11 protein-coding genes are annotated in these 14,468 nt (G+C 44.1%); 8 read left to right on the top strand and 3 right to left on the bottom strand.

What is annotated here, in order from left to right; translation table 11 throughout:
- Positions 1-212 precede the first annotated feature (212 nt).
- The gene (locus EXA13_RS06200; protein WP_238132407.1) at positions 213-1,595 is read left to right on the top strand and encodes a class II fumarate hydratase; all 1,383 of its coding nucleotides are present in this window, start codon (positions 213-215) and stop codon (positions 1,593-1,595) included.
- A 159-nt stretch (positions 1,596-1,754) separates the two neighbouring features.
- On the opposite strand, the gene rplY is transcribed toward EXA13_RS06200, so the two are convergent.
- Together rplY and EXA13_RS06190 are read right to left on the bottom strand one after the other, a co-directional pair.
- Complete coding sequence (rplY, locus tag EXA13_RS06195) at positions 1,755-2,033, bottom strand: 50S ribosomal protein L25 (protein ID WP_078925213.1); 279 nt, start codon at positions 2,031-2,033, stop codon at positions 1,755-1,757.
- 215 nt (positions 2,034-2,248) lie between these two features.
- Positions 2,249-3,988 (bottom strand): DEAD/DEAH box helicase, encoded by a 1,740-nt coding sequence (locus tag EXA13_RS06190; protein WP_238132406.1) that lies wholly within the window; start codon positions 3,986-3,988, stop codon positions 2,249-2,251.
- Between the two features lie 86 nt (positions 3,989-4,074).
- Between EXA13_RS06190 and rsuA the strand changes: the two genes are divergently transcribed.
- The 3 genes from rsuA (at position 4,075) to EXA13_RS06175 (ending at position 6,744) form a co-directional block, all read left to right on the top strand.
- Positions 4,075-4,770, top strand: coding sequence for a 16S rRNA pseudouridine(516) synthase RsuA (rsuA, locus tag EXA13_RS06185; RefSeq protein ID WP_238132405.1), 696 nt, complete (start codon positions 4,075-4,077; stop codon positions 4,768-4,770).
- Between the two features lie 103 nt (positions 4,771-4,873).
- Entirely contained in the window at positions 4,874-6,082 is a 1,209-nt protein-coding gene (locus EXA13_RS06180) for a Bcr/CflA family multidrug efflux MFS transporter (protein WP_238132404.1), read from the top strand.
- The gene (locus tag EXA13_RS06175; protein ID WP_238132403.1) at positions 6,082-6,744 is read left to right on the top strand and encodes a DUF2913 family protein; all 663 of its coding nucleotides are present in this window, start codon (positions 6,082-6,084) and stop codon (positions 6,742-6,744) included. The genes EXA13_RS06180 and EXA13_RS06175 overlap by 1 nt, the downstream gene beginning before the upstream one ends.
- A gap of 31 nt (positions 6,745-6,775) precedes the next feature.
- Here the strand turns inward: EXA13_RS06175 and EXA13_RS06170 are convergent, their stop codons facing one another.
- Positions 6,776-8,215: a DUF2867 domain-containing protein gene (locus EXA13_RS06170; protein WP_238132402.1), complete on the bottom strand. Its 1,440-nt coding sequence runs from the start codon at positions 8,213-8,215 to the stop codon at positions 6,776-6,778.
- Between the two features lie 175 nt (positions 8,216-8,390).
- Between EXA13_RS06170 and EXA13_RS06165 the strand changes: the two genes are divergently transcribed.
- From EXA13_RS06165 to EXA13_RS06150, 4 genes are all read left to right on the top strand, one after another.
- A complete protein-coding gene (locus EXA13_RS06165) occupies positions 8,391-9,767 on the top strand; it encodes an MATE family efflux transporter (protein WP_238132401.1) in 1,377 nt (458 codons plus the stop codon).
- 124 nt (positions 9,768-9,891) lie between these two features.
- Positions 9,892-10,563 (top strand): ABC transporter ATP-binding protein, encoded by a 672-nt coding sequence (locus tag EXA13_RS06160; RefSeq protein ID WP_238132400.1) that lies wholly within the window; start codon positions 9,892-9,894, stop codon positions 10,561-10,563.
- Positions 10,544-13,000, top strand: coding sequence for an ABC transporter permease (locus tag EXA13_RS06155; RefSeq protein WP_238132399.1), 2,457 nt, complete (start codon positions 10,544-10,546; stop codon positions 12,998-13,000). The genes EXA13_RS06160 and EXA13_RS06155 overlap by 20 nt, the downstream gene beginning before the upstream one ends.
- Positions 12,997-14,124 carry a lipocalin-like domain-containing protein gene (locus EXA13_RS06150; RefSeq protein ID WP_238132398.1) on the top strand — a complete coding sequence of 376 codons (1,128 nt, stop codon included), beginning with the start codon at positions 12,997-12,999 and terminating at the stop codon, positions 14,122-14,124. The genes EXA13_RS06155 and EXA13_RS06150 overlap by 4 nt, the downstream gene beginning before the upstream one ends.
- The last annotated feature ends 344 nt before the right edge of the window (positions 14,125-14,468 follow it).

The raw sequence follows: 14,468 nt of genomic DNA, 5'->3' as shown, positions 1-14,468 counted from the left end.
TTTAAAAGGGAGAATGATCTTTTAATCTCTTGTTCTAAAAGAGGCGCATAGCCATGATTAAAATAGTGACGTTTGATGTCGGTAGTTTTTGATATATAAACGCCATCGTTTTATCACCCGAGCCTGGTTGCCAGAAAAGCGTCACTTAAAGGAGGGCGCGCTATACTATTACACATGCGAAGAAACTGAGTAAACAGAGCTAAGGATTTTTTATGAGTCAGGCATTTCGTATTGAAAAAGATAGTATGGGTGAAATCAACGTTCCTTTAGATGTTCTCTATCAGGCTCAAACACAAAGAGCAGTCGATAACTTCAAAATTAGTGAATACAAGATGCCTAAAGATCTGATTGTTGCATTAGCGTATATCAAACAGGCTGCGGCAGAGACAAACGCTCAATTAGGGACATTAAATCATCACATCGCAAAGGCAATCATTAGCGCCGCACAATCTATTATTGATGGGCAATATCATGATCAATTCCCCATTGATGTGTTTCAAACTGGTTCAGGTACCAGTACCAATATGAATATCAATGAAGTCCTTTCGACACTGGCAAGCCAAATATCAAACGAACAAGTCAGCCCTAACGATCATGTCAATATGGGGCAAAGCAGTAATGATGTAATACCCACTTCCATTCAGGTGAGTGCGGTTATGACCATCGAAAAATGCTTAATTCCGGCATTAACCCATTTAATAGAAACACTCAGAAACAAACAGCGGGAACTTAACGGGATTGTCAAAACTGGCAGAACTCATTTAATGGATGCTATGCCCATCACTTTCAACCAAGAATTAAGTGGCTGGGAAGCGCAAATACATCATGCCTCCCTGTCAATAACCGCAGCTTTGGAATCGGTAAGAGCCTTGGGGCAGGGGGGAACCGCTGTCGGAACTGGGATCAATTCACACTTAAATTTTGCTGAAAATTTCTGTCATAATTTAAGCCAGTTAAGTGGCTTATCATTTGAACCTAGTGATAACTTCTATTTTAACCTGAGCTGTCAGGATGCAATTGTTGCACTTTCCGGTCAATTAAAAACACTGGCGGTTGCCTTGATTAAAATATCCAATGATTTGCGCTGGATGAATTCAGGCCCACTTGCCGGACTGGGGGAAATTGAGTTAGAGGCTCTACAACCAGGCTCGTCAATCATGCCTGGCAAAGTAAACCCCGTGATTCCTGAAGCTGTAGCAATGGCATCGGTACAGGTCATAGGTAATGATACCACCATTACGATTGCGGGCCAGTCGGGTAACTTTCAGCTTAATGTCATGTTACCAGTAATGGCTCATAACTTACTGGAATCGATTCATCTTCTGACGAATTCATGCATTTCATTGGCAGATAAAGCAATTAAGCCGTTTAAAGTGCGGCAAGACAACATTGATAAGGTTCTTGCCCAAAACCCAGTCTTGATGACAGCATTAAGCCCTGTGATTGGCTATCTGAAAGCTGCCGAAATCGTGAAAAAAGCTTACCAAGAGGGCAAAGCTATTATCGATGTAGCCGAAATCGAAACTAACTTGAGCAGAAGTGAATTAGAAAAATACCTTGATCCGAAAGCGCTAACGATTGGAGGAATGGCATAAATCAATTTTTGGACGATGTTATTCAGTGAAATAAAACGGCAAACCCCCGATGTTGGTAGCATCGGGGGTTCTAATTTTTAGATTGATCGGTTGGTAAGGCCGGGTCATCTTATGTATGCAAAAGGCTGGATTTTATCCAACGAATTCCTTGGTAGGGAATTAGATGCGGATGAAGTCCATGTGCTCAACTTTTGGCTTGAACACGTGACGTTGAACGTCTTGAGGCTTAACTTTCACTTCTTGGCCATCGATAACTAGGATGATGCCTTCGTAGAACTCAGGCTTGTCCATTTGGTTGATAACGTCATCGTGTTTCAGAGCGATAGAAACTGGCGCAGCTTCACCACCGTAAACGATAGCAGGGAATTGACCAGCGTGACGTAGGCGGCGGCTCGCACCTTTACCTAGCTCAGTACGTACTACTGCATTGAATTTCATAGTATTTACTCTCAAAATTAGTAAAAAACAAAAGGATAACAGCAACAATGCGACCTTGTGCTGTTGTATTGTTTTGAAAAACAAAAAATCGTTGTCATCAAAACGAGCGCGGATACTAGCATTCATAGAGATGATGAGCAATAAAAATCATCTGAAATCGGGGGAAAGTAAGGGGATAATCTCTGTGCTTGGTATGGGTTCGGCAGCTTTTAATGTTAACGGGTGAGCTCATCGTCAAAAATTTTATCTCGTAAACGCCAAAAGCGACCCTCTTTTCGTGCGATAACAAATTGCGGGGGGCGAAACCGGTGTTGATTTTCAACTACTTTACTGGGAGTGGCTGCGGTAAACGGGCGATGTTTATCAGCTAGATGGGGGCGAACAAAACGTTGTTTGAATGTGGTTTTCTGTTTGATGGTGGTTAATGACCAAAATTCATGTACTAACGCATTATTTTCTCCCTGATAAGTCACTTTCAGGTGGTTTTTCCCTTGATTATCTTTATGAACTGAGAGTTCCATCGACAAGCATTCAAACACTAACGCATCTTTTAAATTGAGCGCTTCTTTTAATTTTTTATCCGGATCGACCAGTGTGGCTCCACATTCATGACAAATTCGTGCGGCAATATCATTATCTGCGCCACACTCTGAACAATATTTAGCTCGAAAACGATAGCCACAATGTTCTCGTTCTCCGGTTTCCTTATCCTCGAAATAACCTTGGCAACGGCGTCCATAATGTTCAATTAGAAAGTCATTTTCATCTAATTTCCCCCAAAAGTTGTTATTAAAGCCACAAGCTGGGCAGGGGATAGTAATAATTTCACTGTTAGAGTCCGGTTTGGGATCACCGACTTCAGGTTGGTATAAGTCATAGCGATTTCCTGCGTAATCCAAAATCAGGCACTCTGTCTTTCCGGGTGATAACCTTAGGCCTCGACCAATAATTTGTTGATATAAACTGACCGATTCCGTGGGACGTAAGATGGCGATAAGATCCACATGAGGAGCATCAAACCCTGTAGTGAGTACAGATACATTGACTAAAAAAAGGATTTCTTGTTGTTTGAAACGTTGAATAATCAAATCACGCTCATGTGAAGTCGTATCACCGATCACGATTGCTGCCTGTTCAGAAGGCAATAAGCTGAGGATTTCTTGAGCGTGGCGCACGGTGGCGGCAAAGATCATTACTCCCCGTTTTCCTTTTGCGAGCCTAATAACTTGTTCAATAATCTGTGGGGTGGCCCGCTTGGACTGCTCAATGACGAGATCGAGTTCAGATTCCTTATAACGTCCTGTACTGGTGGGCTTGATTTGTGAAAAATCATAACTGAGTACAGGGGCATCAATCAGCCTTGCGGGAGTTAAAAAGCCTTCATCGAGCAAGTAGTGAATGGGCAGCTCAAAGATACAATCTTGAAAAAAACGGGGCTCTTCACTGCGAACTAACCCTCGGGTGTGGTATTGATATATCCACCCCATGCCTAATCGATAAGGGGTAGCCGTTAAGCCAAGCACTTTCATTCCTGGGTTTAAGGATAAGAGGTGTGCAATAACTTTTTGGTAACTGCTATTTTTATCATCCGGGACTCGGTGGCACTCATCAATGACGAGGAGCGAAAATTGATCAGTGAAATCTGTTAAATTACGTGCGACAGACTGAACTGAGGCGAAAACAACGGAATGCTCGGTGTCCTTTCGTCCTAATCCTGCGGAGTAAATTCCTCCAGTAAGCCCATAACCTTCATATTTGGCGTAATTTTGCTCAACCAATTCTTTGACATGCGCCAGAACTAACACGCGCCCTTTTGCTAAGCGAGCGAGTTCGGCGATGACCAGGCTTTTTCCTGCACCTGTTGGTAATACGATCACCGCTGGTGTGGAATGGTGACGAAAATAGTGAATCACGGCTTTGACGGAATCCGCTTGGTAAGGACGTAGTGTATACATAACAACGAAAGATTAATTGTGTGAAATAGTTCAACTATTTTAAGCAAGGCTTGTATAATACCTGACTTAGAACAGATGAGGTATTCATGCGTTTAGATAAATTCCTGTGTGATGCGCTCGGCACCACACGCAAAGAATCGACCAGCCTATTGAAAAGTGGTGAAGTAACCGTTGATGACATCGTACAAAAAAGTGGATCCTTTAAGGTCAAGAGCGATACTTGCGTTGAATGGCAAGGCCGTCCTATTGGTTTAACCGGGCCTCGTTATATCATGTTACATAAACCGAAAGGGTATGTTTGTTCGCATGAAGACAGCTTTAATCAAACCGCTTTTGTTCTGCTTGATGAAGCAAACCTGCGTGATTTACATTTTGCTGGACGATTAGATGCCGATACAACAGGGTTGGTGTTAATCACCGATGACGGACAATGGTCACATCGCATTACTTCACCTAAACATCATTGCGAAAAAACTTACCGAGTGTGGCTTGCTGATCCGGTTGAGCCACATTATGCAGAGCAGTTTGCTCTTGGTATTGAGCTGCGTAGTGAACGTGAATTAACACGTCCCGCTCAGTTAGAGATTATCGATGAAACACAAGTATTACTCACGATTCATGAAGGCAAATATCACCAAGTGAAAAGAATGTTTGCCGCGTTGGGTAATAAAGTGATTGGTTTGCATCGTGAACGCGTTGGTAAAATTGTGCTTGATGAAACGTTAAAACTGGGTGAGTACCGCCAGTTAACAGAACAAGAAATTGCCTCCGTGTGGAAATAGTTTTAGTTAACCACACCCGACTCACTTTCTGTTATGTATGGTCATTCTTGATGGAATGGCAGGCATTTTTACCGCTTAATTATTATGACCACTCTGGAGAGTTATGACTTCCAAACATGCGTCCCCCACGCCTAATGCGGCAAATATTGGCTTTTTATTATTTGTGGTGCTTGGTGCAATAGGGGCATTAACACCGTTAGCTATTGATATGTATTTGCCTGCTATGCCGTCGATCGCTAAGGATCTTGGAACCAGCGCGGGTGCAGTCCAAATAACCTTAACAGCTTATACCGCGGGGTTTGCGATCGGGCAATTACTGCATGGACCGCTGGCTGATAGTTATGGGCGACGCCCCGTGATGCTGGTGGGCGTCTTTTTATTTGCGGTCGCTTCGGTCGTGAGCGCGACCACTCATGGCATTGAAGCCTTAACTTATATTCGAGCGGCGCAAGGGTTTGCAGGTGCAGCGGCGGCGGTGGTTATCCAAGCGGTGGTGCGAGATATGTTTGACCGTGAAGATTTTGCTCGAGCGATGTCGTTTGTTACTTTGGTTGTGACATTAGCACCATTGGTCGCTCCAATGATTGGGGGGCATCTTGCCATTTGGTTTGGCTGGCGCTCAATTTTTTGGGTATTGGCAATTTTTGCGATGATCGTGATGGCGATGGTGACGTGGATGATCCCTGAAACGTTAGCCATTGAGAATCGTCAGCCATTACGGTTCGGAAATACCTTACGCAACTACTTTCAACTTTGTCGCAGTGGTCAGGCGATGGGGCTTATCTTTGCTGGGGCATTCTCTTTTGCTGGTATGTTTGCCTTTTTAACGGCGGGTTCTTTCGTTTACATTGATTTATATGGTGTGACACCCAATGAATTTGGTTATCTATTTGGACTCAATATTGTTGCGATGATCGCCATGACCAGCTTGAATGGTCGAATCGTGAAAAAGGTCGGTTCTCATGCCATGTTACGTTTTGGATTATTTATCCAACTGATGGCTGGCTGTGGCTTGTTGATCGGCTGGGGGTTGGATTGGGGGCTATGGGGCACGGTACCTTTTGTTGTACTGTTTGTTGGTACTATTTCTACCATCGGTAGTAATGCCATGGGCTTATTGTTGAGTGGTTATCCACGAATGGCTGGAACCGCTTCTTCATTAGCAGGAACATTACGTTTTGGTACCGGCTCGGTGATTGGGGCCATTGTGGCGGCGATGCCGAGCGGTGTCGCGTGGCCGATGATTTTTATGATGGCGGCGTGCTCTGTGTTGTCTGCCGGTTTTTATTGGATATTCGGAAGAAAAGCATAATGTCGAGTTATCATTTAGAAATTCAACATGTAGTGAATAGTGCGCTGCAAGAATTGGCACAAGAACATGCCTCTGGAAAATTGGTGGATGCTCCGGTAGCGAATAACCATTTCTTGGTACATTGGGTATCTAAATCATTAAAAAATCAACGTTTTCATCGTTGTGTGGGGAATGACTTAACCGCTTGGCAAAAAGCAGGACGTTCAAAGGGCAATCAAGCAGGGCTATTACCGCTGTTTCAGCGTATTGCGGCTTATTATCAACACTTTTTTCATGATCAAGCGGATAACACGTTGACGGATAAAAAAATTGAATCCTTTTTGGATGAGATGGAGCAAGCGGGATGGGAAGTGTCAACGTCTGAACCTTTGGTTGATTGTGGGAAGGTACAGCTCTTTACTGATGGACAAAATTCCTTAGCGTTGTGTGCGACACAGTGTGAATCTTGTTTTGATGGGGAACGGTTGGTGAAACCTATGAGTTGGTTTGTTCGTGGGCATCATGCCGGATTTATTGAAAAAGCGTTTGCAGCAGGGTTTATGCTACATAAACGCACTGACTATAAATCAAATGTGAAATACCATGGTGAATATCTTATTTTCCCTGACAATCAAGGCACTCAGTTGGCCGAAATCCCATTATCTTTCCAAGCGAAGCCTTGATTATCTTAAATGAAGATCTACTGACATTACCTTAAGCATTCGCTTTCTTTTTTGCTTTTCGCACGATTGCCCGCACCATGCCTTTGAAAATAAATAAATGGGCGGGCATCATAACAAACCAATAAAGCAATCCAAGAAACCCTTGCGGGTGCCACCAAGCGGTGACGGTCAATATTCGTTTATCTTCTTGTTCTTTAATCATAAATTCAAGTCGGCCTAGCCCCGGCCCTTTCATACCAAACAGTAAAGATAAAAACTGACTTGATTCACAGCGAATGACTTTCCAAGAATCAATAAAATCGCCAACTTGTAACTCAGGCCCTTGTGGACGACGGCGAATTGGGCGGCTGGCCCCGAATAATACATCTAACCATTCTCGGGTGCGCCATAAAGCATTCGCAAAAAAATACCCTTGTTGACGACTTCCGATCATTTTTATGACATGCCAAAGTTGCTCTCTGGTTGCCTCTGTCGTTATCGTGGCTCCCGTCTTTTTCGGATAGAACCCAAAACCGGGCTGCCAACGTTGCATTGCTCCGGGATCAAACCCCCACACATTACTGCGGATAAATTTTCCTTCTTGCTCGATGGTACTTTTTACTGCTTGCTTATAGGTGATCATCGGCTGAGGGTAGCGCTGATGTAGCTCACCAGCTTTGGCGACATAGTCATGCGCTAATCCATCGAGTAGTGCGCGTCCAATATTAGCGGGTACGGAGGTGATAAGTCCAAGCCAGTAGGATGCCATACGAGGGGTGAGTAAACGAGTTGACCAGAGTCGAAAAGGTTTATTCGCTAATTGGCAAATAATGCGAAATTGCTCTCGGTAACTGAGAATATCTGGGCCACCCGCTTCGAACTGTTGGTGAGTTAGAGGCATTTCTTTAGCCAGTTTTAACAAATAATAGTTGAGGTTATGGAGTGCAATTGGGTTGGCTTTGGAGTCTACCCATTTTGGGGTAATTAAAATGGGTAAGTTATAGACAAAATCCCGCATGATCTCAAAAGCGGCGGATCCCGGACCGATGATAACGCCAGCACGCAATTCCGTGATAGGGACTCGACTTTGGCGTAGAATTTCCCCGGTTTTCTGCCTTGCTAATAAATGTTCGGAATGCCCGACAATGGGTTGTAACGCACTGAGATAAATCACATGTTGAACTTGGCTTTGGTCTAATGCTAGGCAAACATTCTCCGCAAGCGAAAGTTCATAATCAACAAAATCACCACCTTGAGCCATACCATGAACAAGAAAATAGACTAAGTCAAAATCGTTAATTAATTGGCCTGTTTTAGCTCGGTCCGCGAGATCGAGGTACGTAATGGTGAGCTGAGGATGAGCGGGAATGCGAGCGGATAGTTCCTCGACTTGCCGCGCCGTTGCAGTGACGATGTAACCTTTGCTCAGCAAAAGTGGTACTAATTGTGATCCAACATAGCCTGATGCTCCTAACACTAAGACATTTTTCATGGTTATTCCTTTATATAGGCTAGTGTGAATTTGTATGGGTGCGTATAATTCTCCCGCTATTTGATGACATATCCAGCGCTATTTACGCTACGAAACCAGTGACCGCTTTGCTGATAAAGCGTGGCGAGAATACCTATGATGCTTTTTATCAAACTCTTACTACAGAGGTGATCCGTTGTCTGCCATTTCTCAAGTAATATATTACACCAAAGGGGATTTTTTGCGCCGCTTGATCGCCATTGCTTTACCGATCAGTTTGCAAAGTATCATGTTTTCGAGTCGAGGCTTAGTGGATGTGCTGATGCTCGGTCAGCTGGGTGAAGCTGAAATTGCCGCCGTGGGTGTCGCTGCTAGAGCTACCTTTGTGACTACCATTATGTTGGTGGGCGTTACCACCGGAGGCGCGTTATTAACCGCCCAATATTGGGGAGCAGCCAATAAGCAAGGCGTTCGGGAAAGTACCGCTCTGACTTGGTTGATTTCCATGTTCTTTGCACTATTTACTGTCGCTCTATTTTTATTGCTTCCTAGCCAGATCATGGGATTAACGACAGACTCGTTGCAAGTCAATGAGTTGGGTAGCCAATATCTGATAATTACCTCATTGAGTATGTTAGCGGTTGCCTGTGTAAGCAGTATGGCAGTCGGACTGCGTGCGATGCATAAGCCAGGAGTTAGCACCTTTTTCAGTGGCATTGGTATTGTGACCAATGTGATTTTTAACTGGGTACTCATTTTTGGCAAACTGGGTTTTCCCGCTTTGGGTATTGAAGGGGCGGCCATCGCTACTGTATTGAGTGGAGCGATCGAAGTGGGCTGCTTGTATGGCTATCTTTATAGTAAAAAGCACCTTCTGGCTTTTGGATGGGATGATATTAAAGCTGTGATGGTGTGGAAGCCCATTGTCCGTTTTTTGAAACTCTCTTTACCCACGACATTCAACTTTTTAACTTGGGCTGGCGGCTTGTTTGTTTACCATGCGATTATGGGACAAAGTGGAGTACAAGGATTAGCTGCTTTGTCGGTGATGACGCCAGTAGAATCGATCTCGTTGAGCTTGCTGATTGGTATGTCGAATGCGGCTGCCGTTTTGGTGGGTAACCAGTTGGGAGCAAAGCAGTATGATGCTGTTTATTACCAAGCAATAGGGGTGACGATTTTAAGTTTTATCGCGGGTATTGTGGTTGCTATTGCTCTTTTTATTATCCAAATTCCTATTTTGAATGCGTTTAGTGCATTAACCGAAGAGACTCGGCAGTTAGCCGAAAAATTCATCATGATTTTGAGTCTTGGTATTGTTCTTCGATCTGTGCCGATGACGGTGATTGTTGGAGTACTCCGAGCGGGTGGGGATGTTAAATTTTGTCTGGCTCAAGATGTGTTGGCTCAATGGGTGATAGGAATTCCCCTCACGGCATTGGCAGCAATCTATTTCAACATCAAACCTGAATGGATTTATTTACTGTTTTTACTGGAAGAGTTCATTAAATGGGGAGGTTCAATGTGGCGGATGTTTAGCAGGAAGTGGATGCGTAATTTGATTGAAAATTAGACCCATGCCGCGGGTAAAATGCAATTGAATTCATACTCTGTGATCTGGAATCCAAAAAACTTCCTACTGGAAGGGATTTAGTGTAGATTCTCAGTCCTGTTTTTAAGCAACGGTGAGTGATTTAATGTTACAACTGACAGACCTGTGCAAAGGTTACGTGGATGGTGATGAGTTCCACCCTGTGTTACAAGGTGCAGAGTTGACGTTAAATCGAGGTGATCAACTCGCGTTGATGGGGGAAAGTGGCTCTGGAAAAAGTACCCTATTAAATCTGATTGCTGGGCTAGATAGTGCTGATTCTGGCGAAATTTGGTTTCCAGGCTTTGCGATGCATAGCTCGTCTGAACACAAGCGAACGGCGTTCCGTCGTAATAATATCGGTCATATTTTTCAACAGTTTAACTTGCTTCCAACACTTAATGTTGCTGATAACATCCGTTTTTGTCGCCAGTTAAAAGGGCTACCTGAAGATCAACGCTTACTGCGACAAATTCTCTCATCACTAGACTTAATGCCTCTGTTGGGGCGTTACCCAGAAGAAGTCTCCGGTGGTCAGCAGCAACGTGCTGCTATTGCTCGCGCTTTATATATGGAACCGACCCTGTTATTGGCTGATGAACCGACAGGAAGCTTAGATGAGCGTAATGCTGAAGCGGTGATGCGTTTATTGACCAGCTTAACTCGCCAATTAGATTGCACTTTATTACTGGTCACCCACAGTGAAAAAGTGGCACAGCATATGGAAGGCTGTATTCGCCTACAAGGAGGGCTACTTCATGTTATGGCCCGTAGTTAAAGCGCTACTCGGGCACTATCGGCGTTATCCGCTGCAAATTTTTTTAGTCTGGCTTGGTTTAACACTGAGCGTTTCTTTGTTGGTGGGCGTCACCGCGATTAACCAACATGCACAGCAAAGTTATCAACATGGTGAGAAACTTTTCTTAAACCCTCTGCCTTACCGTATTCGGCCCAAACACATTGCTAATAAAATCCCCCAAGGTTTTTATGTGCAGCTTCGTCGAGAAGGCTTTCAGCAATGTGTTCCCTTTGATAACTACCGGCTAACGACAAAAAATGGGGTCGATATTACCTTACTGGGCATTGATACAGTGGCAATGTTGCCTGTTAACAGCGATCGCTCATTGCCTGAAATGGTGACGCTTTCTTTGATGCGAGCTCCCTATCCGGTGCTTGTCAGTCAAGACTTTGCGGCAATACAGAAATGGCAGGATGGAGACTTTATTCAGTTAGAGGATGACACCACCTTGGGTCCAATATCGGTTGATCGGCACGATTTAATCAATGGTACTCGGGTCATCGCTGACCTTTCTTTAGTCAGAACATTGCGTAAAAGTGCAGGCCTTTCCGTTATCGCTTGTGCTGATATGCCAGATAGTAAGTTAGAAAAACTCAAACAGAGCTTACCCAATGGAATGGTATTAGCTCGCACTTCTCATTCCGATCTTGAAGCTCTGACTCATGCTTTTCATATGAATTTAACGGCTTTAGGTATGTTGTCTTTTTTAGTCGGAATGTTCATTTTTTATCAAGCGATGTCTCTTTCGTTCATTCAGCGGCAGCCTTTGGTCGGAGTGTTACGACAAACGGGCGTTTCTGGTTGGCAATTAGCTCAAGCGTTAGCGATTGAATTAATCGGCTTGATCCTTTTTAGCTGGCTATGCGGTAATGGGTTGGGATTGCTACTTGCTAATCAACTGCTGCCGTCGGTTTCTGCCAGCTTAAGTAACTTGTATGATGCACATGTTGGCCTCTCTATTAGCTGGAGTTGGAAATGGAGCAGTTATAGCCTGCTGATGGCCATTGTTGCTGCGTTGATTTCGTGTACTTGGCCTTTGATTCGTTTACTTAAGTCTCAACCTATTCGACTCACCACGCGTTTATCACTCGTACGCTTTGCCGGCGCAGAATTTACCTTACAAGCTTTGGTCGCTTGTGCTTTGGTGGTCGCTGCCATTGCTGTTTATCAAGCACCTAAAAGCCAAGCATCGGGCTTCGTCATTATTGGGCTTATGTTATTAGGGGTCGCTTTGCTGACCCCTTACCTAGTCTGGAAATTGTTTATCAGCTTCTCTTATACATTACGTTGGGTTAAAGTCCGTTGGTTTTTTGCTGATGCCGCCGCCAGTATGAGTTATCGAGGTGTTGCAACCATGGCCTTTATGTTAGCCATGACCGCTAATATAGGTGTGGAAACGATGATTGGCAGCTTTAGGCACACGACGGATACTTGGCTGACTCAACGTTTAGCCGCTGATCTCTACCTTTATCCAACCAACAGTTCCGCAGCAAGAATGACGCACTGGTTAAACCTGCAGCCAGAAGTACAAACAGTATGGCATCGGTGGGAAAAAGATCTAATGAGTGATAAAGGGACGATCCAAGTCGTTAGTACCGGATCGTCTGAGGGTGAATTGCAATCACTCACGGTTAAATTAGGTGTCCCTAATTATTGGTATCAATTACATCATTCTCGTAGTGTGATGATCAGTGAATCGATGGCTTTAAGGCTGGATATTCGTCCCGGTGATTACTTAGATCTGTCGATGCCATTGGGGCAAAGTTGGCTCGTCGTTGGGGTGTATTATGATTATGGTAACCCTTATCATCAGGTGTTAATGTCGCATAAAAACTGGCTCGAAGGTTTATCTAATAGTGGCAATGTTTCTTTAGGTGTAATACTCAAAAATAAACAGGGCAATGCGGAAGTGTTAATCAATCGATTAGATAGCATTTTTAGACTGGATTCAGAGCGAATGTTTGATAATAGCAGCTTGCATAAACAAGCAATGCGCGTTTTCGACCGAACTTTTGCGATTGCCGATAGTTTAGGCAATATCACGCTGTTTATTGCAATATGCGGTATTTTCTTCGCCACGTTAGCGGGAGAGGTTTCTCGTCAACGGCATGTTTCCTTATTGCGGTGTCTTGGAGTATCAGGCAAAGAACTGGTCATTATAGGGGCTTTGCAGCTGTTTGTTTTTGGCATCATATCATTATTGATTGCATTACCATTAGGCCTAGCATTAGCGAAATTAGTGGTGGATGTGGTGATACGTGAAGCTTTTGGCTGGACGATTGAATTACAAATGGTGCCTTCTGCTTATGCTAAAACGGGAGGCCTGTCTATGCTGGCTTTGATTGTTTCAGGTGCGCTTCCGGTTATTCGTTTGGTGCGTCAAACGGCAATGAAATCATTGAGGGATGCCGTATGAAAAAAGTCATCATGCGTAGAGCATTACCTTTATTTTTGCTTGTCACTACTCTGTTTGGGGCGGTTATTTACAGTGTTTATCATCAATTTGTTAATGTTACGGACTCATCATTAGAACGTGAATCAAGTCGTTTGCTTTTGTCGAATGAAGATCAACGTTTTGCGCTGGTTTCTCCAGATAACCCTGTGCGTTTACCGCATGATTTTGCCATTCATCCGGAATATCAACATGAGTGGTGGCATGTTTTTGCTAATGTTCGGGATGCACAAGGACAAGAGTATGGTGTGCAGTGGAATTATTTCCGCGTGGCTAACGATGATCGGCAAGAGAGTGGATGGCAAAATTCACAACTATTTCTCTCTCATGTTGTTATCTCTAGTGCCCATCAAGTATGGAAAGAGCAGCGGATTGCCCGTGGTGGGATAGGGCAAGCGGATATGACACAGAAACCGTTTCGCTTATGGATTGATAACTGGCGTTGGCGCTCTCTTAGCTCAGGCCCTCTTCCCAGCCAGTTAAGAATAGACACGGATACTTTTGCGGTGTCATTGCAGATGATGGCCAAAGGCCCTTATGTTTTGCCGGGACATAATGGATATCAACGTCGGGATGAGAAGGCCTCAGTTGCTTCTTATTCTATTTATGCTCCGTTTATTTCAGTAAAAGGGATACTTCAATTAGATCCTGAGGCTGATGCCGTTCCTGTAGAAGGGGAGGCATGGGTGAGTAAAGAGTGGGGCAGTGGATTGCTTGAGGAAGATCAGCAAGGGTGGGATTGGCTTGTTCTTCACCTCGATAATCACAGCACTTTGACGGTGATTCGCCATCGGTATAGGAACCAAGCCCCTTATTCCTATGGAACCTTGGCAACACGAGACGGAAAAACGCTCGTCTTATCGGATGCTGACATCGATATTTCGCCGCTAACAACTCGCCATATTGTGGGGGATAAAACGTTACCGCTACAGTGGCGTCTTTCAGTGGCAAGCCAAAATATTCATCTCACTACACAGGCTTTAAACCCCAATCTATGGCTCTCTTTTGCGCTGCCTTATTGGGAGGGGCCTATTCATGCAACAGGTTCTCATCAAGCGCGTGGGTTTATGCAGCTCACGGGCTATTAGACTTTTTGTGTGAGTAATGTTGACTCGCTCAATAGTCTCAATAATGAAAGTGAGTTCGACGCTTTTCCCTTAACACTTGATTGTGAGTGTGGAGCGATCTTGCATCGCTCTCACCACTTCTTTTATAGCTGATGGTTTTTTCCTCTAAAATACAACTCATATGCATCTAGGTGCATTTAAACTATTCTAAATGACGGAATTTACGTACATTATGCTTTCAATGTTCGGTTATTCCGAGTTATTAGTTCATTACAAGCGATTTTTAAAGCGAACGTTGTCTGAGTAAACTCCCCCTATCTTCTTTTTCCCATAGTGACGGTATTAATCCCTCATTTTGACGTCAC

The sequence above is a fragment of the Vibrio cincinnatiensis genome (genome assembly GCF_022113815.1).
Lineage (GTDB): Bacteria > Pseudomonadota > Gammaproteobacteria > Enterobacterales > Vibrionaceae > Vibrio > Vibrio cincinnatiensis_A.
This window is presented reverse-complemented; position numbering and strand designations above follow the sequence as displayed.